This window comes from Thermoproteota archaeon, from assembly GCA_003352285.1.
Lineage (GTDB): Archaea > Thermoproteota > Nitrososphaeria > Nitrososphaerales > Nitrosopumilaceae > PXYB01.
Map to the genome: position 1 here is coordinate 357,816 of QQVN01000003.1, position 26,317 is coordinate 384,132.

At 35.4% G+C, this 26,317-nt stretch carries 32 protein-coding genes; 14 read left to right on the plus strand and 18 right to left on the minus strand.

The genetic code is table 11. The annotated features are described in order from the left end of the window. Nucleotides 1-2: 2 nt before the first annotated feature. The 4 genes from DWQ18_03690 to DWQ18_03705 all read right to left on the minus strand — a co-directional run bounded on the left by DWQ18_03690 (nucleotide 3) and on the right by DWQ18_03705 (nucleotide 3,298). A complete protein-coding gene (locus DWQ18_03690; GenBank protein ID RDJ34015.1) occupies nucleotides 3-1,373 on the minus strand; it encodes an ABC transporter permease in 1,371 nt (456 codons plus the stop codon). Then, nucleotides 1,370-2,416 (minus strand): ABC transporter permease, encoded by a 1,047-nt coding sequence (locus DWQ18_03695; GenBank protein ID RDJ34346.1) that lies wholly within the window; start codon nucleotides 2,414-2,416, stop codon nucleotides 1,370-1,372. Before DWQ18_03695 ends, DWQ18_03690 begins: the two co-directional genes overlap by 4 nt. Nucleotides 2,417-2,489: 73 nt before the next feature. Then, nucleotides 2,490-2,858, minus strand: coding sequence for a hypothetical protein (locus DWQ18_03700; GenBank protein ID RDJ34016.1), 369 nt, complete (start codon nucleotides 2,856-2,858; stop codon nucleotides 2,490-2,492). 11 nt (nucleotides 2,859-2,869) lie between these two features. After that, nucleotides 2,870-3,298, minus strand: a complete 429-nt coding sequence (locus DWQ18_03705; GenBank protein RDJ34017.1) for a PIN domain-containing protein — start codon at nucleotides 3,296-3,298, stop codon at nucleotides 2,870-2,872. A gap of 100 nt (nucleotides 3,299-3,398) precedes the next feature. Between DWQ18_03705 and DWQ18_03710 the strand changes: the two genes are divergently transcribed. After that, complete coding sequence (locus DWQ18_03710) at nucleotides 3,399-4,241, plus strand: hypothetical protein (GenBank protein ID RDJ34018.1); 843 nt, start codon at nucleotides 3,399-3,401, stop codon at nucleotides 4,239-4,241. A 3-nt stretch (nucleotides 4,242-4,244) separates the two neighbouring features. On the opposite strand, the gene DWQ18_03715 is transcribed toward DWQ18_03710, so the two are convergent. Further along, nucleotides 4,245-4,505 (minus strand): hypothetical protein, encoded by a 261-nt coding sequence (locus DWQ18_03715; protein ID RDJ34019.1) that lies wholly within the window; start codon nucleotides 4,503-4,505, stop codon nucleotides 4,245-4,247. A gap of 217 nt (nucleotides 4,506-4,722) precedes the next feature. Between DWQ18_03715 and DWQ18_03720 the strand changes: the two genes are divergently transcribed. Then, the gene (locus tag DWQ18_03720) at nucleotides 4,723-4,968 is read left to right on the plus strand and encodes a hypothetical protein (GenBank protein ID RDJ34020.1); all 246 of its coding nucleotides are present in this window, start codon (nucleotides 4,723-4,725) and stop codon (nucleotides 4,966-4,968) included. Nucleotides 4,969-4,970: 2 nt separating this feature from the next. On the opposite strand, the gene DWQ18_03725 is transcribed toward DWQ18_03720, so the two are convergent. From DWQ18_03725 to DWQ18_03755, 7 genes are all read right to left on the minus strand, one after another. Continuing rightward, entirely contained in the window at nucleotides 4,971-5,303 is a 333-nt protein-coding gene (locus DWQ18_03725; protein RDJ34021.1) for an arsenate reductase, read from the minus strand. Between the two features lie 38 nt (nucleotides 5,304-5,341). Continuing rightward, complete coding sequence (locus DWQ18_03730) at nucleotides 5,342-6,328, minus strand: hypothetical protein (protein ID RDJ34022.1); 987 nt, start codon at nucleotides 6,326-6,328, stop codon at nucleotides 5,342-5,344. 328 nt (nucleotides 6,329-6,656) lie between these two features. Continuing rightward, entirely contained in the window at nucleotides 6,657-6,872 is a 216-nt protein-coding gene (locus DWQ18_03735; GenBank protein RDJ34023.1) for a hypothetical protein, read from the minus strand. 65 nt (nucleotides 6,873-6,937) lie between these two features. Then, nucleotides 6,938-7,411 (minus strand): hypothetical protein, encoded by a 474-nt coding sequence (locus DWQ18_03740; GenBank protein RDJ34024.1) that lies wholly within the window; start codon nucleotides 7,409-7,411, stop codon nucleotides 6,938-6,940. Nucleotides 7,412-7,476: 65 nt separating this feature from the next. Then, nucleotides 7,477-8,094: a hypothetical protein gene (locus tag DWQ18_03745; GenBank protein RDJ34025.1), complete on the minus strand. Its 618-nt coding sequence runs from the start codon at nucleotides 8,092-8,094 to the stop codon at nucleotides 7,477-7,479. Nucleotides 8,095-8,154: 60 nt separating this feature from the next. Continuing rightward, nucleotides 8,155-8,382, minus strand: a complete 228-nt coding sequence (locus DWQ18_03750; protein ID RDJ34026.1) for a hypothetical protein — start codon at nucleotides 8,380-8,382, stop codon at nucleotides 8,155-8,157. Between the two features lie 101 nt (nucleotides 8,383-8,483). After that, nucleotides 8,484-9,575, minus strand: coding sequence for a carboxypeptidase regulatory-like domain-containing protein (locus DWQ18_03755; protein ID RDJ34027.1), 1,092 nt, complete (start codon nucleotides 9,573-9,575; stop codon nucleotides 8,484-8,486). Nucleotides 9,576-9,732: 157 nt separating this feature from the next. Here DWQ18_03755 and DWQ18_03760 point away from each other — a divergent pair, with 157 nt between their 5' ends. The 3 genes from DWQ18_03760 to DWQ18_03770 all read left to right on the plus strand — a co-directional run bounded on the left by DWQ18_03760 (nucleotide 9,733) and on the right by DWQ18_03770 (nucleotide 12,305). Beyond that, the gene (locus DWQ18_03760) at nucleotides 9,733-10,806 is read left to right on the plus strand and encodes a GHKL domain-containing protein (protein ID RDJ34028.1); all 1,074 of its coding nucleotides are present in this window, start codon (nucleotides 9,733-9,735) and stop codon (nucleotides 10,804-10,806) included. Nucleotides 10,807-10,860: 54 nt separating this feature from the next. Next, nucleotides 10,861-11,520 carry a hypothetical protein gene (locus DWQ18_03765; GenBank protein ID RDJ34029.1) on the plus strand — a complete coding sequence of 220 codons (660 nt, stop codon included), beginning with the start codon at nucleotides 10,861-10,863 and terminating at the stop codon, nucleotides 11,518-11,520. Between the two features lie 188 nt (nucleotides 11,521-11,708). Beyond that, on the plus strand, nucleotides 11,709-12,305 hold the full coding sequence (locus tag DWQ18_03770; GenBank protein RDJ34030.1) for a hypothetical protein: 597 nt from the start codon (nucleotides 11,709-11,711) through the stop codon (nucleotides 12,303-12,305). Here the strand turns inward: DWQ18_03770 and DWQ18_03775 are convergent. After that, nucleotides 12,302-13,210, minus strand: coding sequence for a DMT family transporter (locus DWQ18_03775; GenBank protein ID RDJ34031.1), 909 nt, complete (start codon nucleotides 13,208-13,210; stop codon nucleotides 12,302-12,304). The genes DWQ18_03770 and DWQ18_03775 overlap by 4 nt on opposite strands. A 109-nt stretch (nucleotides 13,211-13,319) precedes the next feature. Between DWQ18_03775 and DWQ18_03780 the strand changes: the two genes are divergently transcribed. After that, nucleotides 13,320-15,029, plus strand: coding sequence for an ATP-dependent helicase (locus tag DWQ18_03780; GenBank protein ID RDJ34032.1), 1,710 nt, complete (start codon nucleotides 13,320-13,322; stop codon nucleotides 15,027-15,029). Between the two features lies 1 nt (nucleotide 15,030). Here the strand turns inward: DWQ18_03780 and DWQ18_03785 are convergent, their stop codons facing one another. Further along, on the minus strand, nucleotides 15,031-15,612 hold the full coding sequence (locus DWQ18_03785; GenBank protein RDJ34033.1) for a hypothetical protein: 582 nt from the start codon (nucleotides 15,610-15,612) through the stop codon (nucleotides 15,031-15,033). 72 nt (nucleotides 15,613-15,684) lie between these two features. Here DWQ18_03785 and DWQ18_03790 point away from each other — a divergent pair, with 72 nt between their 5' ends. The 4 genes from DWQ18_03790 to DWQ18_03805 all read left to right on the plus strand — a co-directional run bounded on the left by DWQ18_03790 (nucleotide 15,685) and on the right by DWQ18_03805 (nucleotide 19,713). Next, nucleotides 15,685-16,308, plus strand: coding sequence for a superoxide dismutase (locus tag DWQ18_03790; protein RDJ34034.1), 624 nt, complete (start codon nucleotides 15,685-15,687; stop codon nucleotides 16,306-16,308). 42 nt (nucleotides 16,309-16,350) lie between these two features. Beyond that, nucleotides 16,351-17,688: a hypothetical protein gene (locus DWQ18_03795; protein ID RDJ34035.1), complete on the plus strand. Its 1,338-nt coding sequence runs from the start codon at nucleotides 16,351-16,353 to the stop codon at nucleotides 17,686-17,688. 115 nt (nucleotides 17,689-17,803) lie between these two features. Then, the gene (locus DWQ18_03800; protein RDJ34036.1) at nucleotides 17,804-19,411 is read left to right on the plus strand and encodes a peptidase; all 1,608 of its coding nucleotides are present in this window, start codon (nucleotides 17,804-17,806) and stop codon (nucleotides 19,409-19,411) included. Between the two features lie 50 nt (nucleotides 19,412-19,461). Then, nucleotides 19,462-19,713, plus strand: a complete 252-nt coding sequence (locus DWQ18_03805) for a hypothetical protein (GenBank protein ID RDJ34037.1) — start codon at nucleotides 19,462-19,464, stop codon at nucleotides 19,711-19,713. A gap of 98 nt (nucleotides 19,714-19,811) precedes the next feature. Here DWQ18_03805 and DWQ18_03810 read toward each other — a convergent pair whose 3' ends face one another. Further along, nucleotides 19,812-20,354, minus strand: a complete 543-nt coding sequence (locus DWQ18_03810) for a hypothetical protein (protein ID RDJ34038.1) — start codon at nucleotides 20,352-20,354, stop codon at nucleotides 19,812-19,814. A 163-nt stretch (nucleotides 20,355-20,517) separates the two neighbouring features. On the opposite strand from DWQ18_03810, the gene DWQ18_03815 reads away from it, so the two are divergent. The 4 genes from DWQ18_03815 to DWQ18_03830 all read left to right on the plus strand — a co-directional run bounded on the left by DWQ18_03815 (nucleotide 20,518) and on the right by DWQ18_03830 (nucleotide 23,050). Next, entirely contained in the window at nucleotides 20,518-20,922 is a 405-nt protein-coding gene (locus DWQ18_03815; protein RDJ34039.1) for a response regulator, read from the plus strand. 289 nt (nucleotides 20,923-21,211) lie between these two features. After that, entirely contained in the window at nucleotides 21,212-21,409 is a 198-nt protein-coding gene (locus DWQ18_03820; protein ID RDJ34040.1) for a hypothetical protein, read from the plus strand. Beyond that, nucleotides 21,397-21,957 carry a hypothetical protein gene (locus DWQ18_03825; GenBank protein ID RDJ34041.1) on the plus strand — a complete coding sequence of 187 codons (561 nt, stop codon included), beginning with the start codon at nucleotides 21,397-21,399 and terminating at the stop codon, nucleotides 21,955-21,957. The genes DWQ18_03820 and DWQ18_03825 overlap by 13 nt, the downstream gene beginning before the upstream one ends. Before the next feature lie 31 nt (nucleotides 21,958-21,988). Then, a complete protein-coding gene (locus DWQ18_03830) occupies nucleotides 21,989-23,050 on the plus strand; it encodes a hypothetical protein (GenBank protein RDJ34042.1) in 1,062 nt (353 codons plus the stop codon). Here DWQ18_03830 and DWQ18_03835 read toward each other — a convergent pair. From DWQ18_03835 to DWQ18_03845, 3 genes are all read right to left on the minus strand, one after another. After that, nucleotides 23,043-23,444, minus strand: coding sequence for a hypothetical protein (locus DWQ18_03835; protein RDJ34347.1), 402 nt, complete (start codon nucleotides 23,442-23,444; stop codon nucleotides 23,043-23,045). The genes DWQ18_03830 and DWQ18_03835 overlap by 8 nt on opposite strands. Before the next feature lie 67 nt (nucleotides 23,445-23,511). Beyond that, nucleotides 23,512-24,987, minus strand: coding sequence for an FAD-binding oxidoreductase (locus DWQ18_03840; GenBank protein RDJ34043.1), 1,476 nt, complete (start codon nucleotides 24,985-24,987; stop codon nucleotides 23,512-23,514). Between the two features lie 4 nt (nucleotides 24,988-24,991). Beyond that, entirely contained in the window at nucleotides 24,992-26,317 is a 1,326-nt protein-coding gene (locus DWQ18_03845; GenBank protein ID RDJ34044.1) for a hypothetical protein, read from the minus strand.

Here is a 26,317-nt window from a genome sequence, read left to right on the forward strand (position 1 = left end):
TTTTACTGTTTTTTTAATTTTGGATTAACTATTGCATCTAATGCATTTCCTATGAATACAAATGCAAGACCTGTAATTGCAATCATTATCCCCGGTGGCATTATCCACCACCAAAGTCCTCTTGCAGCAGCACCAAATGTGTTTGCGTCATGAAGAATCTGACCCCATGTTGGAAAACTAGGGTCTCCCAACCCCAAAAAACTCAGACCTGCTTCAGTAGTTATCGCAGCTGGAACAGAAATTGCAATGCTTGCAAAGGCGTATGGTAGCAACTGGGGTAAGATGTGTTTTAGAATGATCTTTGAGTTTTTTTGACCCATCATCTTTGCTGCTTCGACATATCCTTTTGTCTTAATTTGTAGTGCCATACTTCTTGAAACTTTGGCGACTCCTACCCATCCAAAGATCATCAAAAAGCCAATCATCAAAAATATGCTGTTGCTAATCGTTACTGCCAGTATGATTAGGAATGGAAGAGCAGGCAGTGCATATATGATATCATTAAATCTCATCATTGATTCATCAACAAACTTTCCTTTGTAGCCTGCATAGATTCCATATAGTAATCCCATGATGACAGAGCCTATTGCAACTACAATTCCAATAAACAATGCAAGGGGAGTTCCCCAAAGTAGGCCTATTGCCAGGTCACGTCTTAGCTCATCAGTGCCCATAATTCCAAATGCCTTTCCTCCTATGATCAAACTAGAACTTTGAATTTTGCTTTCAGAATTGACAGAAAACATCTTTACCACAAATACGTAATCTCCCTTTAGAATTTCATGATTCATCTGATTTGAAAATACAATATCTTCAGCAGACAATTTTGTAGAGTCAAAATTGAATTTATGTGATTGCAATAGCAAATTCTTCTTTACTACCTCATCCGTTGAAAAAATTCTTTCATTATGTATGACAGATGATTCTGCATTTGGGAGTGATGTTGAAATTAAATCTAAACTAAGGCCGTCTGGTCTCACTACTATGATATCAATTAATGGAGAACCAACATAATCTGCTGTAAACTCGTAGATGAAATCATTTGGATAATCATCAAATGAATAATTAAATTTGAACTGTTCTGTGTAAACGTACAGGTCTCCAGCAATTTGATTCTCTGATGATGTCTCTTGTAAAATTCTATGTTCTGGAATCTTTTCAGCTTGAAAACTATTCACCCATGCTGGAACTGATGTTTTAGGATAAGTGAGCCAACTGCTAGGATTATTCCATTCTTTAAAAGTATCAAGTGGAATTGCAATTATTGCAATTACTGAAATCAAAACAAGAATTGCTAATATTCCAATTCCAGATATGCCCAATTTACTATGTAGTAATTCATGTCGTATCTCATTGGTAGTTACATTACTCATGACGTTCTCACTCTTGGATCAAAATAACCGTACAGCACATCTGCAACAAATATGCTAATCAAAAAAAAGACAGTCAGAACATATGTTGCACCAATAATTACTGGTAGGTCCATTACTGTAATTGCCTCAAAGTACAATCTTCCCATTCCAGGCCAATCAAACACAGCTTCTGTGATGATTGCTCCGCCTAAAGAACCTGAAAGACTTAGTGCAAGAATGGTAACTATTGGAGGTGCTGCGTTTTTTAATGCATGTCGATATATGATCTTTTTTTGATTAATGCCCATAGTTTTTTTTGCTGAGATGAAATCCTCCTGCATAATTCCTACCATAAAGTTTCTAACAAGATATGCCCAAGACCCAAACCCAATTAGTACGATAGTGATTAATGGTAAAGCCATGTGGTATAGCAAAGCTGCAAAATAACCTGGGTCTGTAGGTGATATTGACGGCGTTGCCCTTGCCGGGAAGATCTGATACACAAATGCAAACAAAAAGATCATCATCATTCCTATCCACCAAACAGGAAAACTTGAACTAATAATGGCAAAACTTGATGTTAATCTGTCCATCTTTGAGCCAACTTTACTACTTGATACTGCCCCGAGAAAAATCCCAATAACTGAAATAATTATTGTTGCTGTGGTAAACAACAGAATTGTCCGTGGAAGTTTTTCTAATATGATCTCCTTGACATCTGATGAACCTGAATCACTTGTTAGAAATGTAGCATGACCAAAATCTAATGTTAAGATCTTAAACATTGTCAGGCCAATTCTTTGTGGAGCATACCACGGCTCGTCTAATCCTAAAGTTTTGACTCTCTGTTTGATTTGGTCTTGAACAAAACTTTCAAACTCTTCTGCATTTGAAAAACTCTTTACGATTTCTGGATTCTCAGTAATCTCTGCTCTTACTTGAAACACTACTCCTTGAGTCAAAATGGTGTCCATGTTAGAGCCAACTAACGCTACTGTTAGCAGCAGCGTTGCCATAAGGACCCCAAACATGGTGATTAGCCGTGTTGAGACGTATCGCTTTATTCCCACAAAAATCGGATAGAAACTTGACTTATATTATTACAGGTAAATTTTGTTAATTATACAAATGATTTTTCTAATTCGTTACTAGAATTTTTTTAGATTTTTGAAATTGGATCTGACTAAGAAGCCTAACCATGGCAAATGGCTTTTCAATGATCTCTTGTGTTGCTCTGGATATGCCAGGAGCATCCATATTCATGTATGGTGATAAAAATAAAATTTTTTGTTCTGGATTTTTTTCCAGAATTTGATCCTCCAATCTTTTATTCTCTACAAAGATTGACTTTTCTAGTATGACACAATCAAAGTTCCCTGCTTCAAATGCCTTCATACATTCTGTTTCATCGGGTACGATAGATGACTGATACTGTTTTTGCTCAAAGAACTTTTGGTACATTTTTGCCACTCTTTCATTTGGTTCTAGAACAAGAAACTTCATCATCCTTCTCCTAATTACCACCATCTGATGAAATTTCTTGGCAAAAATGCTTGAATTCCTTCCTGTTTTGCAGTATCTAACAAACCTTTGTCTAAACTTACTAGAGCAGAGCCTGTGACTTTGGCAGTTGCCAAAATCAGATTATCTGGATATGCACATGTAGTGTATTTTCCAGAAATTTTTTCTGATTCTGTTTTTATCTCCTCTGTCTGATCCATTGTGATTGGATGTCTGTGATACTCGTAAACTTTGTCTAAAACTTGAATTGGAGTTGTCCCAGTGATTTTATTTATCTCTCCTAATACTGATTCTGGAATCACCATTCGTGATTTGTGTTTCTTGATTCTTTTTGCAATTGGTTTTAGTGAACGTCCTTCTTGAAACTCTTTAAGAATTACATCTGAATCAATCACTACTGGTTGTCCGAAATTTGCTTGTGACATGAGAGTGAGACAATTTTATCTATAAAAGCGGTTTTGAAGACTTTGTATCATGTTACAATTTGTCACAATTCGTTAAATACGCTAAGTTAAGGGGGTTTATGTGGCAAGTGGAGAGGCCAACTTAACGTTATCTGAAAGATTAGAATCTGCAATCACTAAACTTGGTTTTTGGTATAGAATTACAATTATCTTTGTAATTGTTGGATTAGTATCGCTTTCTGGAATCATTTCGGCATCTCAAATTTACTTTCATCAGGAAATAGGCCAGCACGGCCACATTGAAGAAATCTACCTTGCAGATGAGGATGTGACTCTTCTTGCGTTTATACCATATTCTGAAGAGATCTTTCCAGCAGATGGCATAGTTACTCTGTATATGACCCAAATTTGGCTTATGGTTGGCAACGGTATTGTAATTGGTCTTTTGTCATTTCTTTTTCTCTGGGTTACATACCGAGGACATTCTCATAGAAAAGAATTTGAATCAATAGAGAGACAATTTATCAGGCAATCATATCTTGTAAATTTTGAGACGTCAATTCCTGAAGGAGAAACAAGAGTTGAAAAAATTCTAAATCAATCCTCACTAGTATTTCCTGCACTAAAAGAGCTCCAAAGAGGAGAATATGCAAATTCAATGCGTGTTCGTAAAGATGTATCAGTTGGTTCTGAACAAGTGGATGCAGTTGTTTCTACAAAGAAAGGTGATTTTATCGTAAAGTTTTACGATAAACAAGTCACTTTTGATGATTTGAGTTCATTATGTTCTGCATTGGCAAAGGGACGTTCTAGAGTTTTTCGTGTACTGTGTATCGCAAAAGATTTTGATGATGATTTACAGTCAAACAAATTAGTTGACCTGATGGATTCTATTCCCAAATACTTTAAGCTTGATCTCATCTTTGAAGAAGAACAAGGCTACTCTATGCTTTGGATCGACTAGGTTCTAAACTCCCTTTGGATCCCGTAATCCTAAAACAAATCTGATATCTGGATCAAAGTCTATGCATTTTCTAAATGATGATTTTCCTTTGTCAGTAATTCTGTATTCAAATTTTGCTTTTGGATTTTCACTATCTCTGACTTCTACAAATCCTTTGGCGATAAATGAGTCGATGATTTTTTTTAATCTGTCTCTGTTTAGGTCTGAACCTGGTGTTCCCGTTGTAATCTGTCTTAGATTCAACCAGGTTCCTATTTTATTCATGTATCCTAAGATACTCAAATTTGTATCTCCCGGTGTTTGGTTAAACCTACGTTCTACTACCAGTATTCTCCCCTCTCCGATTATCTTGGATTTTAAATAACTATTTTAGAATGTCTCTGATCTTGGATCAGTTTTTTTTATTTAGAAAAACTAGAAAAATAATTTTTTCCATAATTACCATAACAATAATTACTAAATGCGTTATTAGTATCACAAAATGAGTGCAAATACTATACGAAAAGCAAAGAAATTGGTTGAAAGTGGAGGCGTTGTAAAAATAGATGATGATCTCTATCAGATAAAGTCCTCAAGCGATCCAGACAAATCATATGTTGTTACATCTGATTCTTGTGAATGTCCTGGTTTCAAAAATTTTTACAAATTTCACCATGGAAAAGGAATCAAGGCAAACTGCTCTCATCTTGAAGCTGTACGAATATTTCTAAAAGAAAACAGCGAGTAATTTTAGATTTTTTTGGGATCAACCTTGCCAATGTGAGCCTTGTTTTTAGTAATGATTATGGGCCTTTGAATCAATCCTGGGTATTTTATCATAAATTTTATGATTTGAGATTCAGAGTAGCTTTTCTGCTCAAAATTTAGCTCTTTGAACATCTTGTCTCTCTTTCTAATTATTTCTGAGGGTTTCTTTCCAGCTAGCTTTAGGATTTTTTTTAGTTCTGATTCTGAAAGTGGCTCTTTGAAAAAGTCTCGTTTTTGTAGGTCAACTTTCATTCTATCAAGCTGAGATATGGTCTTTTTGCAAGTAATGCAGGAACCTTTGTGAAGAATCTTCATTATTGATTTGTTTTAAGACCAGTAAAAAAACATTTGAACTATGCTTTGATTGCACCAGTGTTAATCAAATATTCTATACCGGAGATAAATTCAATGTCTGAGATTTTATCATCAGACCAAAGGCATGTGTTATTTTTCACCCAATTTGGAATATCTCTTTTTTCAGAATAGATTTTTACTTTGGAATCAACATTAATGATTTCATTTTTGATCATGTACTGTAATGCGTTTAAGAATTCTGCATCTTTGATATCACTTGAACACCATAGGTTGCTTACATTTTTTATCCATGAAGGAACATCTGATTGAGCTAACAGAGATTCATTTGAGAACTCAAAATTAGCTTTTGCAATTTTACTTGGTAATGCATAGACTAGATTTACTTTGTAATTTCCAGGTGCAACAAGCATGTTGGTATCAATAGTTTCGGAATAGCTTGATTTATCATCAAACTTTCCATAAATGATGTCTATGAGTTTATTTTGTTCATCATAAATTTGCATTTGATACTCTGAGCCCCAAAAATCAGCGTGTACAGTACCTGTCACTGTTACTGATTCTCCTTTACTGACTAGATTCTTGTTTAATGTAATTGGATTTTGTGTTTCAGGCTGTGCAACTATAGTATCACTTACAAACAGTTTGCCTGTCATCCAGGGATGAATTTCACACAGATAGTAGTATGCCTCATTTTTTACTTCTTTTAATGGAATGATAGATTCCATCTTTGGTTTGATTACTCCTGCATCAAAAAAATATCCATAGTAATCAGGAAAGTCTGGCAATCCGCTGGTTATGTGATGATTGACTGAGTCATTGTTTCTAATTTTGATTGTGTCTCCTTTTGCAAATGCAACTTTGTCTGGCAGAAACGCCATCTCCAACATGCCTTCTGATGCTCCATTTTGAATCTCAATTGTCCATTCTTCTGCAAAAATTTCTGGAAAAACAAACAATGAAAGGGCCATGATACTAACTAGAAAAAATCCTAGCAATCCATGAAATATTGGTGGAAATAGTAACATTGCCCCACTTTAGATGCTAATATGAGTTCATTTTGATTTGTCTGTGCGTTTTGAACAGACATGGAAAAGAAAAAAAGAATCTGCTGCTACGCACAACAGATGGCTTTTTTGAAGTCCTCTACGTTTCTTTCAAAATTACACTCTTTACAAACATGCCAGCTTCTGTTTTTGAGAATTTTTAATGCTGGATTATATGCAACTGAGTACATCTTTCCACCACAAGAGGGACATGGAATTGGTATGTCTACTTTCATAATTCCATTTTGTAAATTTTGAATATAAGACGCGCGTAGGACTGATAAATTATACTTGAAGTATTACTGTGATCTTAGTTATTGTTTAACATTGTATAATCAAGATAACAAGATTCACAGAGAGTCATGTTTGGAGCTTCAAAGAAATGATCATTTGGTGGATCTGGTGATGGATTTCCACATGAATTACAAACTGAGATCGTTTTGAAATGAATAAGTGACTTTGATGGTTTTACATAATCAATTAGATCTGTATTATGACTAGACCAGTTTGATTCTGATTCAAACATGTATTGCAATATTCTAATCTAAAATTTAACGAATCTGTATAATTGGTGAGAAATCTATAAGTAGCTTAGATCTGTCTGAACACAACACTTACTGAATCATTTGATTCTGTTGAATGATACGAAACATCAGCAAAGTTTGCCTTTAAGGAGGAAGTTATTAGATCTTTAAAGAACTGAGTCCCAATGTTGCCTAAACTGTGCTCAATTTTAAAGACGTTCTTTCCTGCTCTGTCATAGAACTCAAATGTTCCTGCATTTTGGTCCTTGACAAAATTTTGAATCTTGATGCCTAATGCCTCTATGGAATAGTTTTTTTCATCTTTTATAGAAAGAGTACCCATTACATTTTCTACAATTCTGTGAATACTGTCTTTGACTGCTATGGATAGCAAGACTTCGAGGCTTTCACACTCTAGATTTTCTTCTAATTTTGCAGTAATTTTTGGTAATTCATCTATGGTTAGCTTGTCTGTCTCAAGTGAGCTTAGTGACTCAAAATCAACGTCTTGATTATTTTGAGATGAATGCTTTAAACTCATTAGGCACAGCTTTGAAAAATTTAGAGCCTATTATCCTGTGTATGTGTCTTGAGCACAAACAATTTTTATGAATTTACAGGCAGAGGGGCTGTTTTCTTAAACGTCTTTCTGTAGAACCATACTAGGCCTATTCCTTCTAACTGCTCCACAAATACTACAAAGATAAAATGACCTAACCATCCATTTGTGGACTCATCCATTATTGCAAATGCAATACTCATGGCATAGTCAATATTGTATATCCAGGAAAATTCAGGTGCAGCAGTTCTTATTGGTCCATTTAATTGCTCAATTGGAATATCTGAGATAGTTAGATTGGTACCTTTTTCTAAAATTACAATATAGAATATCTCTTTGTCTGATTCATAAAATGTATTTCCTCTGTCAATCAAATATAGGCTAGTACCAAAGTAGGTTGCAAAGATTATCAAAAATACAAAGAGATACTTGCCAGTCTTTCCTGAAAGGGTCTTTCTCATCTGTTTTTCAAAAATTCTGCCAAACCATCCAAGCTGTTTTTTCTTAATCATTATGACAAAGAATAATCCAAATGCAGTTCCTAGTCCTAGACTTCCAAGCCAGTGTTCTGATACATATGATGCAAAGAGTACCCTAACTGGTAGAAAGATTCCGGTAGTGATAGCTAGTATCGCTAACTTTTCTTTAAGATCACACTTGTCCATTTTATGCCCATGCCCATTTTTTGTTCACTTAGGTGAGGTTTAACATTTTACAAATTCTCCCTATGCAGGATTGAATTTGTTTTTCAGCTCCTTTAGGTACCTTACACTAACTCTGTATGCCCTAATTGCTGAATAGATCTCAAAGAGTTCTTTGTAGGTGGGGTCTATCTTCTTTAATTCGTCCCGCTTTATGCCAAAGTCCTCTATGGTCTCCCAAATGTTTTCAATAGGTACTCCCTGCTCATCGATTAGTATCGATGATAGGTTTTTGAGTATCCCTCTGCCCAAGCTAACCCTCGTTTCAAACATTAATTGGGCATGAACGGGCTTTTGATATATCGAGGTCGGAAATTGATCGTATCATATAGTTCCATTTTGGAATAAAATATCTAATTTTGAGAGGAATTTGTGACTGGAATTATCTGCGTTCCATTAATTATGAACTCAATTAGTGTCCCATTGATGTTTAGGTATATTGTGGTCTGACTAGACCCTACCTTAATTGAAGTGCCATTTACAATCAAATCGACACTTGATTTTTGAGTATTTGAAAGTGTAGAGTTTGTCGTGATTTCCACTGGAATGATAATCTCTTCTGTTTGCGGTACAGTTGCATTCACTTGTTTCTTCTCTACAGTTAATCCTTCCATGACATCACGTGGAACTATAGCTTTTGCTAAGTATGCTTCACGTGCCTCCTTCATGGTTCCTCCCTTTTGTAGTACTTCATTCATTGCCTTTTGTGCCTCACTGAAAACATTTAGAGTATAGTTTAACTGATTTTTGATAATTCCTTTTACTGAGGGGTCTAGATTATCCACAAAGACATCTTTTTTCCATCCCGAGTATGTACCTGCACCTGGATTCTTTTCATCAATTATTTTTTGACTAATCTCAGTTGATACCTTACGATGCTGCTCTAAGATGTAATCTTGTTCTACAATCTTCTTTTGTATTGATTCCTGTAATACTAGCTTTCTTTGTAACTCTTGATAATAGTTGAATAGCGTGATGCCAATAGAATCATTTTCAAAGTCACTTGCCTTTGCATTCAAGTATTTGATTGCTTCTGGCGTTTGAAGCAGTTTTGATGTCTGCGATGAAACCTGCAGCTCACCCTTTACTTGAAACTGTGTGCTTGCTAATCCAATTTTTTCATCCTGTGATGTTCCCATGATGTTAATGATGTGTGTTCCTGGTAAGAGGTCTAACCCAGTAAACTCGTGAGAAAAGAATCCCTCTTCATCAGTTGTTACCACTACTGATTGTACATCTAATCTTATTTTTACATCGACATTAGAGACTGGTTTTCCAGCATGATTAATCACTTGACCTGTAACTATTGGATTCTCTCCCTTGAATAATGGTTCATTTTCTACACTTGCAGAAATTAGCAAATCCCATAATGTTGATTCAGAGGATGCAATTCCAGGTATGACAAATAATGATATAATTCCAAAAAATACCACAAGTGACTTCATGAGACTCGCTCAGAAATTTTCCTGTTAAGATCCGATATCTACTATTTTTTACGTGATGTGTAACATTTTGATGTAGTCTGAGGCTAGGTTCAGTGTGTGTTCAATAGCAACATACACAGTGTAATAGGATTTTGAGCCAAAAAACTGTAGAAAGTCATTGCAAGCATCAGAAGAGTCCAACTTTAAGCTATTGGATGAAATCTCCAAAATGACCGTTAGGGCACAAAAAGATTTGGAGCTAGCAAAACAAGAGCTAGATGAAAAGCAGATTTTACTAGAAGACTTGGCACACACATCTAGTCAAAAGATTATGGAAGCTGCAAAGACAAACCGTGACCTCAAATCAAAGGTTGACTTTCTCCAAGAACTATCTCATAATTTAGATGATGAAAATAAACGTCTTCAACAAACAAACGCCGAATTACAATCAGAAAAAGCAAGATACAACAAACTAAATGAAAAACTGAAACGTGATCTTGAGAGTCTTATCGTTCGAGAAAAGGAGCTCGAAATTCAGCAAAAGAGACTTTCATTTACTGTTGAACAAAAATCAAAAGAGCTTGCAAAGGCATCAAAAATGGCAACCGTTGGTACACTGGCATCAAGACTGGCCCATGATCTTAGAAATCCATTATCTGTCATCAAGGGTACCGTTGAAATACTAAAAATTCAACACACGGATCTTGACAAGTCTATTCAAGAAAAACTTCGAAGAATAGAATCTGCAACTAAAAAAATCTCTTATCAAATCGAAGATGTACTTGATTTTGTCAGACAATCAGAATTACATCTAAAGCGTGTTCCATTATCTGAAATCATGGATTCATCAATATCTAACATCATGGTACCACAATCTGTCAAGATTGTTCGTGATTATCGAAATGTCGTAGTAAACTGTGATTCCAAAAAGTTAGAGGCTGTATTTACCAACTTGATTACAAATGGTATACAGGCAATGAATGAATCTGGTGAAATTTTGATTAAAATTTTAGATGATGGGGAAAATGCAATGATAAAATTCACTGACTCTGGAAATGGATTGACAAAAGCAACAATGGAGAAGATGTTTGAACCACTATACACAACAAAAGAGACAGGAACAGGTCTTGGATTATCTATTTGTAAAAACATTGTAGAGCAACACGGTGGAACAATTGATGTTACCTTATCGCCAACTACATTTACACTGCGAATTCCAAAAAGCATTCGTGGTTTTTATAAAGCAAATTAAATGAGATCTTTTCAGTAGAAATCTCTTTAGTTTGGTCAATTATTCTGATGATTTATGGATTTAGAAAAGTTTCGTGATGATGTTTATGAGATTACAGAAAAGCTATCCTTACACCTCAATGATGAGCAGAAACCTAGACTAAATTTTGTTCGGCAAAGATTAATTGAAATGTACCAAAAAAATTTGGTAAAGATTAACCATTCTGTTTTAGAGTTAATCTGTGCTTCAAATTTAATCTCTCATGACTATTCGGTTGATGTAGAGAAGCAAGTTTCTGATGTGCTAGTATGTGATATATTTGCCAAAAAAGGAGATGGCACAACAATTATTGAAATAGAGACTGGGTTTACACCACCTGAGCATGCACTAGATACTGTGGATTACTATGCTGCAAGAATAATGAGTAAAATTGCAAGATACAGCAAGTACTGCTCTAAATTTTCACTAGCAACGCCTGTGATTGGAATCTTACCTTTGGCAAAACTATTCCTAGTTGCTCCTCAATTTAGAACGCAAGATGAAATCAACAAAGTAAAATCACTATGCGATCAATTTTACAAAAACCCACCAATAGAGTACTCTGATATCCAAAATGCTAGGCTACACTCTATCTATTTGATTCACATTGACAAGGGATTTGCAAAGGAATTGGATCCAGCTAGATACATGGAGATGACACAAGAACTACTTGGCAAAAGCGAGACTACCTACTGACTCTTAAATTCATTATCGGAAAAGCTTTTCAAATAATCTCTAGTAACTCTAGGTATGATCTGTGGAGCGTGTGAAAATAGAAAGCACTATGACTGCATTGACTGTATGAATGACCATAAGACGTACCTGTGCAACTGTGATTGTCATGATGAAAACACCCCGCCTCACAGCGAGCAAGCTCACAATGAGTGAAAACCGATGTTCGTCCAAATGAACATCAAAAGCTAATTCTTCTAAAATTACCATATTTTGATATGTTTGCCAACCCATTGGAGATTATCGTACTGTCTTCAATCATGCATGATATGGCGCCATATTTTTTTCGATGTGATTCAGAATGTGATATGACAAATGTTTTTGCAGCAAGCATAGTGCTACTCTTTACGTTTACTATATTTGCAATACAAATACACCTTGCCAAAGAACATGAGACCCTGCGTACATTTACAGTTAGAAGTAAACTACGAAACGATACCTACTATCTTTTGTATCAGATGAGAATGCTACAGCCAATTGCATATGAAAAAAGAATAATCACAGAGCAGGAAAAAAATCAAATCACAAGTATAGTAAAAACCATCAAACAAATTGAAGACAACCTAAATGAGCTAAAAGACAAACTAGGACCAGAAGAAAAAAAGAAGATTACTCAAACTATTGATTCAGTAAAACAACGACTTCGTTATGGAATTAATGACCTAAAGCGTCACCCTCAACGATTTGATTATATGGACTTCTCTGAATCAATTAAAGACATTTCAAATACATTGCCAATAATCTCCTAGTCTGTAGTGTGAATGTTCTCTTTTCGTAAAAGCATTATTCCAAAAACCATTATTCCCATGGCAATAATCTGATGGTATTGTATCTGCTCTTGTAAGAAAATAAATGCATACACTACACCAAAGATTGATGATGTTGAAAAGATTAGAATTGTTTTGACTGCTCCAATATTTTTTATTGCATAATAAAATAGAAACATTGGCGCGGCAAATCCAATTATTCCTAACAGAATTAAATTAATCCAGCTCTCTTCGCTAACTGAAATTGGAATTCCAAGTAGGAAAACAATTCCCAATAATGCAATGCCACCAAGTAAGGACTTTAGATGAACTATGCGTGATACATCTATTGTTTTAGTTAGAATTTTACTCAAGTTATTATCTAGTGCCCAGCAAAACATTGTCAAAATTATAAAGAGATTTCCAACATTTGCAAAATCTAAAACATTTGATGAGAAATCTGTATTTATTGTAACCAGAACCACCCCTGTAAAAACAAGACCTATTGAAAAGTATCCTGTCCGTCGTATCTTTTCTTTAAAGAACAGTATTGCTAGAATCACTGTAAATACAATTTCAGAATTTGATAATATTGTGGCATCTGATGCACTAGTTGATTGTAATCCAAAAAAGTAGAAACTAGGGGCCAGTACTGCACCCAGTAAGGCAACTAATCCTAAAATTCCAAACTCTTGACGATCTAGTTTGATCCTTTTTCTTCCAGCTATTGGAGTAAATGCAGCAGCTGCTATCAATGAGACAATTCCTGCTAAAAGTAATGGCTCTACATTTGACACTGTTGGTTTTGCTAAAGTTGAGATCGAGCCAAATAATGCTGCAGAGACAAATGCAGAGATGTACCCTAAATTGTTGGTATTCTTCCCTGATAGCAGATCTCCGGTCTTCATAAGGCCTGTGATCTGAATTGTATTATAAAACAAGCATGTTTGAGCACAAAAAGAAAATCAAGATTCATAAGTAAAGAAAACTATCCTTCCAAAAATTACGGAGATACTGATGAAAAATTTTGGAACATTAGAGTACGTTTTAGATCGATACTCGCAAGCTTGGAGCTGGAAAGTTACTGGCTCTAGAGCAGTAAACATGATCTCTCGGTTGATTCCAGAATCGTGGTATGGTGATGGGCCAAATGAGGCAATCATTCCAGACAGCACTGAAAATATACAACAGATAAAATGGATTTTAGATCGTTATCCACTAGAGGTCTTATCAAAATCTGCATGGAATAGAAAGATTGTAAAATCATATCCTACACGTGAAAAAATTGAAAAAACTGAAAAGCTAAACCGTGTAAAACCTAGTGACCTCTTCAAAGGCTCATTGCTAAATTTCCAAAAAGAGGGATTAGACTTTCTCATAAAATCTAGTGGAAATGCACTACTTGCTGATGAGATGGGATTGGGCAAAACCGTTCAGACATTGGCATATCTTGCATCTGAGACACAAGCATTTCCAGCATTAATTGTCGCACCACTTGTAACACTAAACAACTGGCAACGTGAGATTGGAAAATTCCTTAAACGAAAAAGCAGAAACGGAAGAATACTTGATGATCAAATTCCAACTTCAACAATTATTAGAAAAGGAAAGAGAGAGGAACTTGGAGAATATGACTTTTACATCATTAATTACGAATTATTAGACAAACGTTTTCCTGATTTAGCAAAGACAAAAATTAAATCAATTGTTTGTGATGAGGTACAAAACCTTCGCTCAAAAACTACCAAAAAATACTCTGCTGTAAAAAAACTTGCTGCACTTCCCACAATTCAGCATAGAATTGGATTATCCGGTACTCCAATTTACAATCGTGGTTCTGAAATATGGCCTATTGTTGATATTCTAAGACCTGGAATGCTTGGAAGCTTTAAAGAATTCTGTGGATATTTTTGCTTCATTAATGAGAAGGGAAAAGCTATAGTTTTAGAAAACAAGCGTGAATCCCTTCGAAAAGAATTACAAAAGCATGTAATGCTTCGACGAAAAAAAACTGATGTCTTAAAGGAGCTAAAAGACAAGGTACGATACAAGGAAGTTATTGATGCTGATACTGATTACTATTTCAATGAATTAAATAAAATCTGGAAGAAGCTTGAAGAAGAGCAAAAGGATGCCTCCTCTGAATTTGATAAATCAGCATCATATCAGCGTGCAATTCAAAGTGAAAGGCAAGTAGCAGGAGCTGCAAAACTACCTCATGTGATCAACTTTGTAAAAAATATCATGGAAATTGAGGAAAGCGTAGTTGTCTTTTGCCATCACAAGGCGATTCATCAACTATTGCACAAGAGTCTTGCTGAATTCTCTCCGGTATCTGTAATTGGTGGCCAGACTGATAAAACAAGACAAGAGCAAATTGATCTCTTCCAGGAAGGAAAATCAAAACTAATGATTGCTGGTCTGCGTGCTGGCAATGTGGGAATTAATCTTACAAGAGCAAGATACGTAATCTTTGCTGAGCTTGACTGGAGTCCTGCAATTCACAGGCAAGCAGAAGACCGTCTACATAGAATTGGTCAGAAAAATACCGTATTTGCATACTATTTGATTGGAAATGGTACCCTTGATGATCATGTGGCAAACGTTCTAGTCGATAAGAGCTATGAGATTGATGCTATAATGGATGAAAAGGCAGAATCATATGAGAACAAAGAAAAGGCCCAACTAATCCTGGCACAAATTCAAGACAGACTACGTACTAAATAATTTATTTTGATTGTTCCTTAATCAGTGTAATTTTATCTAGGATAGAATTTTTTTGCTCATCAGTAATTTGTAATTTCTTTATCTGTAAAATTAACTCGTCAATTAATTCATCATTGTTTTTACTATGTGTGATTTTGTGAGGTTTTTCAATCTCTGCAATTCCTGCATCTAAAATTTCATACATCTTTTCTAAACCCGAATCAGTTCGTAAAGGAGACATCATGACTAGCTGTTCTTTTCGTAACCTTTCAATCTCTTCAAAAACTATCTTCTCATCTTCATTTAGATATGTGGCTATCTTTTCTAATGGAAATGCTTTGATGTCTAAAATTCTTAGAATCTTTAAGCGCAATGGTACTTGATGATCCCAAAAAATATTCTTTGCAGTATCTGTAATAGTAAACGTTCCATCACTGTTCATTAAAATCAGATTTCTTTCCTTAAGCGATGCTAGTGCATCCAATGTTCTTCCGACTCCTAGTCTTTTTAGCTCTGACTCTTCAATGTCTTTTTCATTAAACGTTCCATTCTTCTTGATTCCTAAATACAAAAATTCTAAATCCAATGTTCCAAGATTTGACATATGAAAAATCCCTCAGCGCCGCATAAATGTGATGTCCCAAAAATATAATTAAAAACTCAGTTTGGGCTAGTCATGGTACGATACGAACTTCCTCCGCTCGGATATGGGTATGATGAGCTAGAACCATACATTGATGCAAAAACAATGGAGATTCATCATACAAAGCATCACAAGGCATATGCTGATGGCCTAAACTCTGTACTTGATAGTATTGCCGGACAATTTCACCCTACATACATCTCTGCGATTTTATCTGACTTGAATTTGGTACCGGAATCTGCTCGAAGTAAAGTGAATTTCTTTGGCGGGGGATATGAGAATCATAGATTATTTTGGGAGATGATGAGCCCCAATGGCGGAGGTTCCCCTGGTGGAAAAATTGGAGATGCCATTGATGTCTATTTTGGAAGCTTTGAGAAATTCAAAGAGGAATTTTCTGCAAAGACTGCTTTAATCCAAGGAAGTGGATGGGGATGGCTTGTCTATGATGATAACTTTAAGCGATTAGAGTATCTTAGCACTCAAGACCAAACTAGTCCTTGGACAAGAAATAGAAGGCCAATTTTAGGTCTAGATGTTTGGGAACATGCTTACTATCTGAAATATCAAAACAAAAGAGCTGACTATATTGATGCATGGTGGAATGTTGTAAATTGGGACTCGATTGATTACCAATTCTCTGAAATTTCGGCATAATTTGGATAAAGTCTTTTAACTAATTTCCCAATCGTTTGCATAATGAACAAGACTATCAAGTACCTTGGATTGTTACTAATCCTTCCACTATTTACTGTGGCACTGACGACAAACTTTGCAATTGATGCAGAAGCTGCAAAAGGGCAAGGCGTTCCAACAAAATCATACGGTTCTAAAACTCAGGTATGTGGTGACAGACTTTGTTCTGAGATTCCTGGTGGAAAAGCTGGATTTGAATCTGGAAACACAAGTACACAAACTACTGTACCTCCAAAAGAAAAACCAGCAATGAAAGATGAATCCATGAAATCCATGGAGAAACCAGCAATGAAAGATGATCACATGAAAGATGATCACATGAAAGATGATAACATGAAAGACAAATCCATGAAATCCATGGAAGCTCACAAAGAAAGTTCTGGCTTGAAACTATCTAGAGCAAATGTCCCGGCAACGATTCCATTACATCATGGATTCTATGATGGCGGAGATGTTTACTATATCATTACTGATGCCAGTGATCCTAAACATGCTGATGTTATTACCGAACAGCAAGGTTGGAAAGTTGAATTAGCTCCACTTTTAGCTAATGCTCCTGAAGAAGCATTGTCTACGACATACTTCTTTACTAACGGAGTCAAAGGCGACGGTATTCATGGATATCAAGGTCAAGTCTTTACATCTACACCTGCACAACCAGAAATGTACAGCGGATTGACTTCTCACATCCATGTAACATGGACTGATGCATCAAAAGCACGTCTTTTGATGTCTGAAGAAGATATTCTAAATGCTGAAAAAGCAGGCGAAGTTGCACTATCACCACTACCTGTGGTAATCAACATGCCTCAGATTGTATGGCCTGATGGGCAAATGATGGTAAAAGAGGACAAGACTCTCACTGATAAAACACCATACGGTGGAGGACAAGTACTAGATATTGATACTGAAGAAATGACTGTGACCTTTATTGCACATAGAGGTTGGGGACCAGACGGTAGAACAATTTACTACATTGTAACTGACGCTACCCCGAGTGGTCCTGCAGAAATGATGGGTGTAGTTTATTCTCCAACATCTGCAAGTCTCTTGGCAAACTCTGGAGCAGTAGACCTATTCCAATTTATGAATGGACTTAAGGGTACTGGACCATTAGGATTCCAACCTGGAATTGCAGCAGGTGCACCTGGTGATGAAAACTATTCACCAATGTGGAGAATCTTTTTGGTTGGATGGGAAGATCCTCATCATGCAAAATTGTTAGAGACAACTGGTGATATCAACTACTACAAAGAAGCAGGCAAACTCAAAGTCAATATCGCAAAACCGATGGACTCAGATCACATAGTGAACTGTCCATTCATTGATCCCTTCCAATAGGGACTAATCTTTTCTTTTTATTTTGAGGAACATCCTGATTTTTATCGTAAATTGCTTTTAGAGTACGTTTCAAAACTCCGAATCGTATTTTAGTATCTAACAGATATCGATATCGATGATTTACGGACTGGGAGTTTTAATTGCCGTTTCTATGTTATTCATTACAGTTACCCCTGCTTTTGCTCAGCATCATGGTGGTTCATTAGCACCACCAATTGACTTTGGTGGTATGCAGGTAGCACTAAGCTCAGTCTTATCTCCTGAGGATTTTTCATTTGGAGATAGTAAAAGTGCCAACCTGTCCATACGATTTTTTGATAGTACAAGTGATACCAATATCAAAAGCGTAACATACCGTGTGCAAATTTTCCAAGATGATAATCTTGTTGCTAATGAGTATTTTTACGATGAAGATGGAACTCTTGATTTAGAAATCAGACCCACTACTGGATGTACTCAGGAAGATTTATGGAAATGCACAAAATATCTCGGTGAAAAACATGCAATTGCTGGTGCATATTATGCAAGAGGAAGCTCTATTCCAATAATTCAAGGTCCTGTATTTGATAAGAGTGGAGACTATAATGTCAAAGTCTCAATTGTTGGTGCAACAAATCCTAGAACAATGACTACTACTGATTTACACTTTGAAACATTTCTTTCACTTCCTTCTACACAAAACTTTTTCATTAAAACTGCAAATGCTGAAGAATATCCAATCTCTGTAAAGTCATTTTCAGGTGATGTATTAAACTTCAAGTTTGATGATTCATCAAATAAGTTTTCATATGAAATTCCATTTGACTGGAATCATTTAGAACACCATGAAGGCGCAATAAAACAAACAATATCTCTTCCAAAAAGCTTTTCAATTTTTAAACAAGGTCATGATGTAGATGTCTTTGTAGAAGGAGAAAAAATTAAACAAAGCTCTATCCTGTTTGATTCTTCATCTGCTAATGAGAACCAAATTCGTTTGAGCATATCACATGAAAAATTAGTGCAAATTCAAAACAAAAATTCTAATAAAAATTCCATGTTGGTGGAGATCTCCTCTGGTGAAAAATCAGAGCTGAATCACTTGGACTTTAAATTTGAAAATGGATACACAGCAAAAGTCTCATGGAACTCAAAATCAAAATCTGGTGAAAAAATCCCATTTAGTTTTTCATTCTTTGACTCTAATGGAGCTCCAGCTAAAAACATCTTGTTTGCATACAGCCTACTTGATTCATCAGGAAAAGAATTCTGGTCAAACATTGGCTCTAATCAAAAATATCTTGGAATCTTGTCTTCAAGTGGAACCTTCAATGAATCAGTATTGCTCGCAAAGGATGGGAAATATCAGATGAAGGTAATCTTGACTGGTCAAGGAGAACAAAACTTTGCAAAATTCTTTACATCCCAAACTGAATTTGAGATCTCATCTAAAGGGGGCACTACTGAAACTAGTTCTCCTGAGGTTCCTTCATGGATAAAGAACAATGCTGGATGGTGGTCAAAAGGCAGTATTGGTGATTCTGACTTTGTCTCAGGAATTCAATACCTAGTCAAAGAAAAGATAATCAAAGTGTCTGCATCGTCTACAGGCGAATCCTCTCCTGAAATCCCATCATGGATTAAGAGTAATGCAGGCTGGTGGTCTGAAGGAAAAATCTCAGATAATGATTTCCTAAAGGGTGTGGAGTTTCTAATCCAAAAGGGAATAATCAAAGTCAACTAATCAGATAATTTTACGAATCTTTATTTCTGATAAAAAATCTGCATTTTATCATGGATTTTATGCTGGAAGAAGAATTAATCGATCTTATGACTCACTGTCTTCAAAATCCTGAATCATCTGATGTAGAAGAAAAAAAACAAAGGATCTCTCAAATTGGTCAAGAACTGTATGATGATGGTGGTGTAGATGCAATGGAGAACTTTTTCTTTGCAATTAGAAATAGAATTCAAGAAGAGATCAAAAAAGATCCTCAACCATTTAGATCGCTGTGGAATGGAATCAGTGATGAATGGAAGTATTAGTTTTTAAAAACCCTGTAATTTTTTGAATATTTCTTTAGTAGGATAACAATGATGATGCATTGTTACAAATAATGTATTGACGCAAGTATTTTGCAATATTATTGGGGAGGGGTGGTATCAACCTCAAATGATAGGGATTTTTCTGTATAATCAAAATCGACTTTTTTCAACTGAAAACTCTCAAAAACATATTTGTACAATCCTGAAAGATATATTGACCACTTTGCACCCATGTCATGCTGAATAACAAAAGTGTGCTTTGTTTCATCTATAATGTGACTGTATGGATAATTTGATATTCGTATCCATGTCTCAATCACATTCAGTGCTGTTTCGATATTGTATTTTTGTCGTAATAACAATACAATGTCTTTTGTCGTATCTGCTGCTACCTTTTCAGCAATATTCATTATCTCACTTCCGGAATATTTTTCCAAAAGCAACTTGATCAACTGTTTTCGTAATGAAACAAAACCTGCTTGAGTAGCTGCAGAATGCCAATCCACATAAGAGCTTACAATTTGGTTTGCAAGTGTATTAAGTGAAATCTCTTTTTTCTTTGCCTCCTCATTTAATATCCTGAGGTTGTTTGGATCAAGCCTGAATGTGACACTTGTTTTTGTTTTTTTAACTTCACTCATACTTTCTTACAGTAAGCATTGCATGTAAGCCTTTGCTTGCATTGCACGAAAATGCATACAAATGATTGCAGTGAATAAAAATTGTTTAGGAAAATTTTCTTTGTTGCAAAAAATTCATGAAATTTTAATAATATTTGTAAAAATTAGATCATAGATACTACCAATGAATCTACATGAAGAATACGAAAAAAATGAATCGATAAGACCAAGAGTTGTAATTGTGGATGATGACTCTGATATTACAGATGTACTCAAGGAGCTGCTAGAAATGAACGGAATGAATGTAGTTGGTGTTGGGGAAAATGGAATGGAGGCAGTAGAACTTTATCAGTATTACAAACCAGATGTCATTGTTACTGATTTAACAATGCCGCAGTATGATGGATTCTTTGCCATCAAAGAAATTCAAAAATTTGATTCCGAGTCAAAGATTATAGTGTATACAGGATGTGATCTGTCGAATCCTGATTCGATAAAAAAGATTGGTGCCTCTGTGATAATTCAAAAACCCTACCGCTTGAGCAATCTTGTTGGTGCAATTTATGGGGTATTGGGAATACAAGCTTGAAATCTATTGATGGAATTTTGATAATTTCATATAAAAATTAATTTTTGTCTAAAAGCATTAACTTTTTTTTTAAAAAAGAAGAACGATGTTCTAGGCTTTGCCTATTCTGAACATCTTTGTGTTGCATGTTGGGCAAGTGCCCTTTACTGCTGGTTTTCCGTTTTTCAGGGTTGTTGGGCTTGCGCCTTTGATCTCCCTTTTACTACGGCACTTGACACAATATCCTGTAGTCATACTATTACTCAAAAAAGGTCGTATTAGCAGAATCCTGTGAAAATTATTTAACTACATGGCAAATTGGATATTGAAAAATTTCCAAAAAAAGCACTTTTTTATGCTATTTTGGACATTTTTAGGTATAAATCGTAAGTTAGGTTTAAAAAATAAGGTTGGCAGCAGATCAAATTTTCAAAATGATTCAAATGTATTGGAAATTGTAAATCTAGAATGGATAAAAAGTATATTGCAAGTTTATTGGGAATTTTAATTTTGATTGCAATCTTTTTTTCTGTAACGTTTTACATTTATCCAAATCAAATCTACCAACAGAGCAATCTAGTTCCGATTCCAATTCTTGATGTTACATTAAGCTCAAATGAAATTCAAAACGGCGAATCATTTGTTTTAGATGTAGTTTCAAAAAATACTGGTGATATTGCAGATATCCAAATTGTTTCAATTGCATTTCCTAGATTAGATGATACTTTGGATGCTGTGAAAATAAAAAATTATGATTTCACACAATCTCCTCATTATGTAAAGATTGGAGATGAGATCGGTGCAAAATATTCTGGAGGAAAAGAAACAATCCTCGCACAATATCCATCAATTGAGGCATACAGTAGACCTGTTCCAAGCGGGACAGTCAATATTATATCAGTACAAATCACCCCACCAGAGCCTGGCATATTTGATGTCTATGTAAAATCAATAGGAATTCCTCACTTTACTGATGCATCTCACTATCCACAAGAAGGCATTTTGGATCATCAATCAGAATTAGTTGAGGTCTATAGCGTTACTGTAAAGCCATAATTATAGAAAATGGATATTTCATGGTGATAAATTGACTCTAAAACCTACCCTCTCACTTAGACGAATCAAACTCGTTTTGCTTTTTGGTCTTGTTATGACCAGCTTTGGTATTTTGCTAGTCACAGTAGGTGGAAGCTGGGATATTACAAATCATCTTCTAAACAAACCTGAGACATTTTTTTCTCCTCCTCATGCTTTGCTATACATTGGGGTTGCAATAGCTCTGATAGGAACAATTGTTTCATTTTTCACCTGGCGAATCATATCTGATAAACAAAATTTCAAATCATCAATTTTGATTTCATTATTGGGAATGGCACTTCTTATTGGTGCCGGACCCTTTGATTTTGTCTGGCATTCAAATTTTGGATTGGATGGTTTGCTGAGTCCTCCTCATCTTACATTAATCACTGGAATGCTGTTAACTGCAATTGGCTCACTCGTTGGAATTTTTAAATTCATAAAAGAAAAAAATGATTCTCGATTCAACTATCTTTCTGTACTTGCTGTTTTACCAATTTGGCTATCTGCATCAGGATTGTTTCATTCTGGTTCATTACCATTTTCAAATACTGAATTTTTTAATTTCAACCCAGATCCAACTTTTGCAGTACTCTTTGCAAGTGTTGCATTTCCATTTCTTGTATCTTTTTGTTTGTTGCTAAGCTCTGCAGTTTCAAAATATCAGTTTGGAGTCCTTTCAGTAACTGGATTTTTGTTTTTAGTGGTTAGCTCCTTTACTGCAATTCTTCCAAACTCTGCAATACTATTTACCATTCCTTTTTATTTTCTAAGCTTGATTCCAATTATTTCTGCAGATCTATTGTTACGATTTGTTAATCATCATAAGCAATCTGTATTATTTGTTGGTGGAATTTTGGGTGCTTCTTTTCTAGCGATATATTTTCCATTAACTACTTTTACCTATAATGAAATTCTAACACAACAAACCGTTTGGCCTAGCTTAATTCCCCAAGTATACTTTGAAATGATAACTGATGTTTTTTTGATTACTCTAATACCTGCAGTTGTAATGGGAATTGTTGGGGTAATATTTGCAAAAAGAGTTTGCAATAAAATTTTAGCTAGCTGACTGTAATCTTGATGGTCTTTCCTTCAGATAATGCCTCTGGTTCACTAAAACTCTTCCAGACAAAAATGTCTGCTGTATATGTTCCAGGAGAATCTGGAGTCCAGGATCTTGCCTGGCTAAATGTTTGAGATGGTTGAAGCGTTCCCGTTGACCATCCTAGTGATACTATGATGTTATCCTCATTTCGAATCTGAACAATGTACACAAAATCTTGTATCGTGCCTTGCTTGTTTGTCACCTCTGAGGCTATCTGAACCTGTTGATTTACATTCACATTTTCAGAAACAGGAGAATTAAACGCATTAACTAGCCTTGGAAACTCAATTGGAACCCGCTCTAAGGGGTCTAATGCGTAGACTTGGGGGATGAGCATTATTCCTATAACGCACATCATCAAGGCAAGCGATCTTATCACGTCCCTTTCAAATGTTTTAGATACTAAAGCCTTTGCGTACAAATTTTTATTTAGTTATAGTCGAACTTTTCAATCCTGAATCGATTATTAGATTTTCAGTCATTGGTTTTGATGTGATCTTTTTGCCCGGATTCAAAATATTATGTGGGTCAAACTCTTTTTTGAGAATTTTAAAGATGGTATAGTTTTGATTCCCATATTGTTTTCTAACAAATTCTGATCTTGCCAAGCCATCTCCATGCTCGCCTGTGATGCTTCCCCTAACACTGATGATTCTTTTGAAATAGTGTTGGGCAATACTTCGAATTGTTTGCGCACTTTGATTTTTCATAATTAGTCTAACATGTAAATTTCCGTTTCCTGCATGGCCATAGATTATAGATCTGCATTTGTATTTTTTTTCTATTTGGTGTATTGTTTCTAAAATCACTCGTAGCTCCTTTACTGGAACAGTTCCATCCTCAATTATGTGAAATGACCTTTCTTTTTTTGATATCTTTTTGAGGCTATATGCCAAAGAAGAGTCTCTGTACTTCCACCACGTGTTGATTTCTTTATCCTTTGTTATCTTTTTGAATACTTTACCGTGGATGTGCTGTGTTTTGAATTGATACTTGTTGTTTGAATCATACTCTAAAAATAGCATTGCACCAATATTTTTTGAAAACTTTTCTGGAATGCTTTCTATGGTGTTTTTATCGACATATTCAAGGGCAACTGGATTACTTTTTACGATATAATGACAGTCATTTAGTGCATCGAGTGCAGATTTGTATTCTAGTAAATACAGGATTCGTTTTTTTGGTTTATCATAGATCTTTAACTTTGCAGAAAGAATTACTCCAAGCGTTCCTTCAGAGCCTGCAATAATCTTTGGAACATCATCAAGATTCGTTATTCTATCTAATCTGTACCCACAGGAGTTTTTTGTAACTTTTGGGAATTTTTCTTTGTTTATCCTTTTGGCAAGGCTGAGAATTTTTTGTGTGGTTTTGCTTTTTGTTGGAAATTTGATGACTTTGCCTTCTCCATTGACTATGGTAATCTCTAAAAGATTGTCAATTATTGCACCATACCTTAATGACCTGCTTCCACTAGAGTTGTTTCCAATCATTCCTCCAATTGCACAATAAGAGCCAACTGAAGGATTTGGTCCAAAAATTTTTCCTTTACTCGATAGTGCCTTGTCTAAAATCCCCTTTTGTACTCCTGGCTCTAGAGTTACATAATTCCTTGAGAGTGAAAACTTGGAAAAATTTCTCATATCTAAGATGATGCCGCTTCCTAGAGCACTACCTACTAGGCCTGTGCCTGCTCCTCTGGGTACTATTGGAATTTTATTTTTTACCGCAAACTTTACGATACTAATGACATCCTTTCTGTCTTTTGGAATCACTACTATACGTGGAAAGACCTGATATGAGCTAGAATCTACAGAGTAAAATGCTAGTACTTCTTTTTGAGTAAAGATTTCTCCTTTGATAATTTTTGAGAGTTTTAGCTTTAGTAATTTTGAATTCATTAATTTAGAGTTGAATCCTGTAATAGTCCCATCTTTCAGGATCAAATAATGCAACAAACTCTGCATTCTCATGACTCTCTACACGTTTTCTAATTACGTCTCGCAGTGCAAAGCTTGTTAGATACTTGAATTTTTTTGCATGAGCTTGCATTGTAAACAAGTGTCTCATCTCACTTCCACCACGCAGTCCCCAGTATCCCATCTTCAATGCAACTGGTTCTAAGAATGCAGTATTGTTTAATCCGTAATTTTCATCTCTTATCTCCGGTCTGAGAGTATATCCTTCAAGTGGACCGCCCTTTGCAAAACCGATTATCTCCCCAGAGCAATCTCCTTTTCGTAATGTGTTTAAAATTATTTCAGGATTTTTTATTGACTGCTCAAAGTTTTCTCGATCAAATTGTAATGGCTTTGGAAGCTCAATATAGATATCATACAGTGTTTTGATAAATTCTTCATCGTTTCTTGTGCTCATCTTTTCAATTACAGGCACAAGTTTTAGGTTATCGTATATGTAATCGCCTTGAATTTGTATCTCTCTTTCTCTTAACTTAAAAAATGACAAAACATTATCCATAAAGTTTTTTCTCATTTCTTGAGGCAGTGACTTTAGAACTCTTTGGGTAAGAACTGCTTCACCGTTTAAGAGCGTTTCAAAGTATGAAACAGAACGCTGTGTGATAAGTGATGGATGCCAACCAAGTGCATGGGCATTCTTTTTTGCCATGTCCATTCCTTTTGAAAAGTCGCCAAGAGTATACCCGCTAACTCTGTCTACAATTGATAAAAATTCTCCAAGCTGCATAAAGTGCAGTCTTGCTTGTTGATTGTTTCGTGTAATGTCTGAATTTTGAAAACATTCTTGGATTTTTTCTTCTGCATTTTTTTTCAGCTTGCCTGCCCAAGGAAATGTCGTTCTGTGAATCAAAACTTTGATGAGCTCAATATCTAATCCTGCAGAATCTAATAGTTCTCGTAATTTTCTATCAAGGCTGATAAATTTAATGACGCTTTCTTCGTGTGGTTTGTCTACACTCTTTTGAGGATCAAAATCATGAAACAAAGCTGCAGCATAAAGGTACTTCATATCTTCATCTTTTATCTCATTTAATATGCTGTCCCATTTGGCAGCTAATAGTGTGACATATGTCACTTCTAATTCATGATCAATGTTATGATAACCAAAATAATCTGACCCAAGTCCTTGTGAATTAAACAAATCAATCGTATAGTCTAACATCTCAGTATAGCAATCAGAATCTAGACCGCATTCTGATGCCAAAGTTCTAATTTCATTTCTTAAAGCGTGGGGGACCGCGACCCTTTGCAT

What these genes read in the sequence shown, in the direction of transcription:
- DWQ18_03690 (RDJ34015.1), bottom strand. Translation starts at nt 1,373, where the DNA reads ATGAGTAATGTAACTACCAATGAGATACGACATGAATTACTACATAGT.
- DWQ18_03700 (RDJ34016.1), bottom strand. Translation starts at nt 2,858, where the DNA reads ATGATGAAGTTTCTTGTTCTAGAACCAAATGAAAGAGTGGCAAAAATG.
- DWQ18_03705 (RDJ34017.1), bottom strand. Translation starts at nt 3,298, where the DNA reads ATGTCACAAGCAAATTTCGGACAACCAGTAGTGATTGATTCAGATGTA.
- DWQ18_03715 (RDJ34019.1), bottom strand. Translation starts at nt 4,505, where the DNA reads ATGAATAAAATAGGAACCTGGTTGAATCTAAGACAGATTACAACGGGA.
- DWQ18_03720 (RDJ34020.1), top strand. Translation starts at nt 4,723, where the DNA reads ATGAGTGCAAATACTATACGAAAAGCAAAGAAATTGGTTGAAAGTGGA.
- DWQ18_03725 (RDJ34021.1), bottom strand. Translation starts at nt 5,303, where the DNA reads ATGAAGATTCTTCACAAAGGTTCCTGCATTACTTGCAAAAAGACCATA.
- DWQ18_03730 (RDJ34022.1), bottom strand. Translation starts at nt 6,328, where the DNA reads ATGTTACTATTTCCACCAATATTTCATGGATTGCTAGGATTTTTTCTA.
- DWQ18_03735 (RDJ34023.1), bottom strand. Translation starts at nt 6,872, where the DNA reads ATGTTTGAATCAGAATCAAACTGGTCTAGTCATAATACAGATCTAATT.
- DWQ18_03740 (RDJ34024.1), bottom strand. Translation starts at nt 7,411, where the DNA reads ATGAGTTTAAAGCATTCATCTCAAAATAATCAAGACGTTGATTTTGAG.
- DWQ18_03745 (RDJ34025.1), bottom strand. Translation starts at nt 8,094, where the DNA reads ATGGACAAGTGTGATCTTAAAGAAAAGTTAGCGATACTAGCTATCACT.
- DWQ18_03755 (RDJ34027.1), bottom strand. Translation starts at nt 9,575, where the DNA reads ATGAAGTCACTTGTGGTATTTTTTGGAATTATATCATTATTTGTCATA.
- DWQ18_03765 (RDJ34029.1), top strand. Translation starts at nt 10,861, where the DNA reads ATGGATTTAGAAAAGTTTCGTGATGATGTTTATGAGATTACAGAAAAG.
- DWQ18_03775 (RDJ34031.1), bottom strand. Translation starts at nt 13,210, where the DNA reads ATGAAGACCGGAGATCTGCTATCAGGGAAGAATACCAACAATTTAGGG.
- DWQ18_03780 (RDJ34032.1), top strand. Translation starts at nt 13,320, where the DNA reads ATGAAAAATTTTGGAACATTAGAGTACGTTTTAGATCGATACTCGCAA.
- DWQ18_03785 (RDJ34033.1), bottom strand. Translation starts at nt 15,612, where the DNA reads ATGTCAAATCTTGGAACATTGGATTTAGAATTTTTGTATTTAGGAATC.
- DWQ18_03790 (RDJ34034.1), top strand. Translation starts at nt 15,685, where the DNA reads ATGGTACGATACGAACTTCCTCCGCTCGGATATGGGTATGATGAGCTA.
- DWQ18_03795 (RDJ34035.1), top strand. Translation starts at nt 16,351, where the DNA reads ATGAACAAGACTATCAAGTACCTTGGATTGTTACTAATCCTTCCACTA.
- DWQ18_03800 (RDJ34036.1), top strand. Translation starts at nt 17,804, where the DNA reads ATGATTTACGGACTGGGAGTTTTAATTGCCGTTTCTATGTTATTCATT.
- DWQ18_03805 (RDJ34037.1), top strand. Translation starts at nt 19,462, where the DNA reads ATGGATTTTATGCTGGAAGAAGAATTAATCGATCTTATGACTCACTGT.
- DWQ18_03810 (RDJ34038.1), bottom strand. Translation starts at nt 20,354, where the DNA reads ATGAGTGAAGTTAAAAAAACAAAAACAAGTGTCACATTCAGGCTTGAT.
- DWQ18_03815 (RDJ34039.1), top strand. Translation starts at nt 20,518, where the DNA reads ATGAATCTACATGAAGAATACGAAAAAAATGAATCGATAAGACCAAGA.
- DWQ18_03820 (RDJ34040.1), top strand. Translation starts at nt 21,212, where the DNA reads ATGGCAAATTGGATATTGAAAAATTTCCAAAAAAAGCACTTTTTTATG.
- DWQ18_03835 (RDJ34347.1), bottom strand. Translation starts at nt 23,444, where the DNA reads ATGATGTGCGTTATAGGAATAATGCTCATCCCCCAAGTCTACGCATTA.
- DWQ18_03840 (RDJ34043.1), bottom strand. Translation starts at nt 24,987, where the DNA reads ATGAATTCAAAATTACTAAAGCTAAAACTCTCAAAAATTATCAAAGGA.
- DWQ18_03845 (RDJ34044.1), bottom strand. Translation starts at nt 26,317, where the DNA reads ATGCAAAGGGTCGCGGTCCCCCACGCTTTAAGAAATGAAATTAGAACT.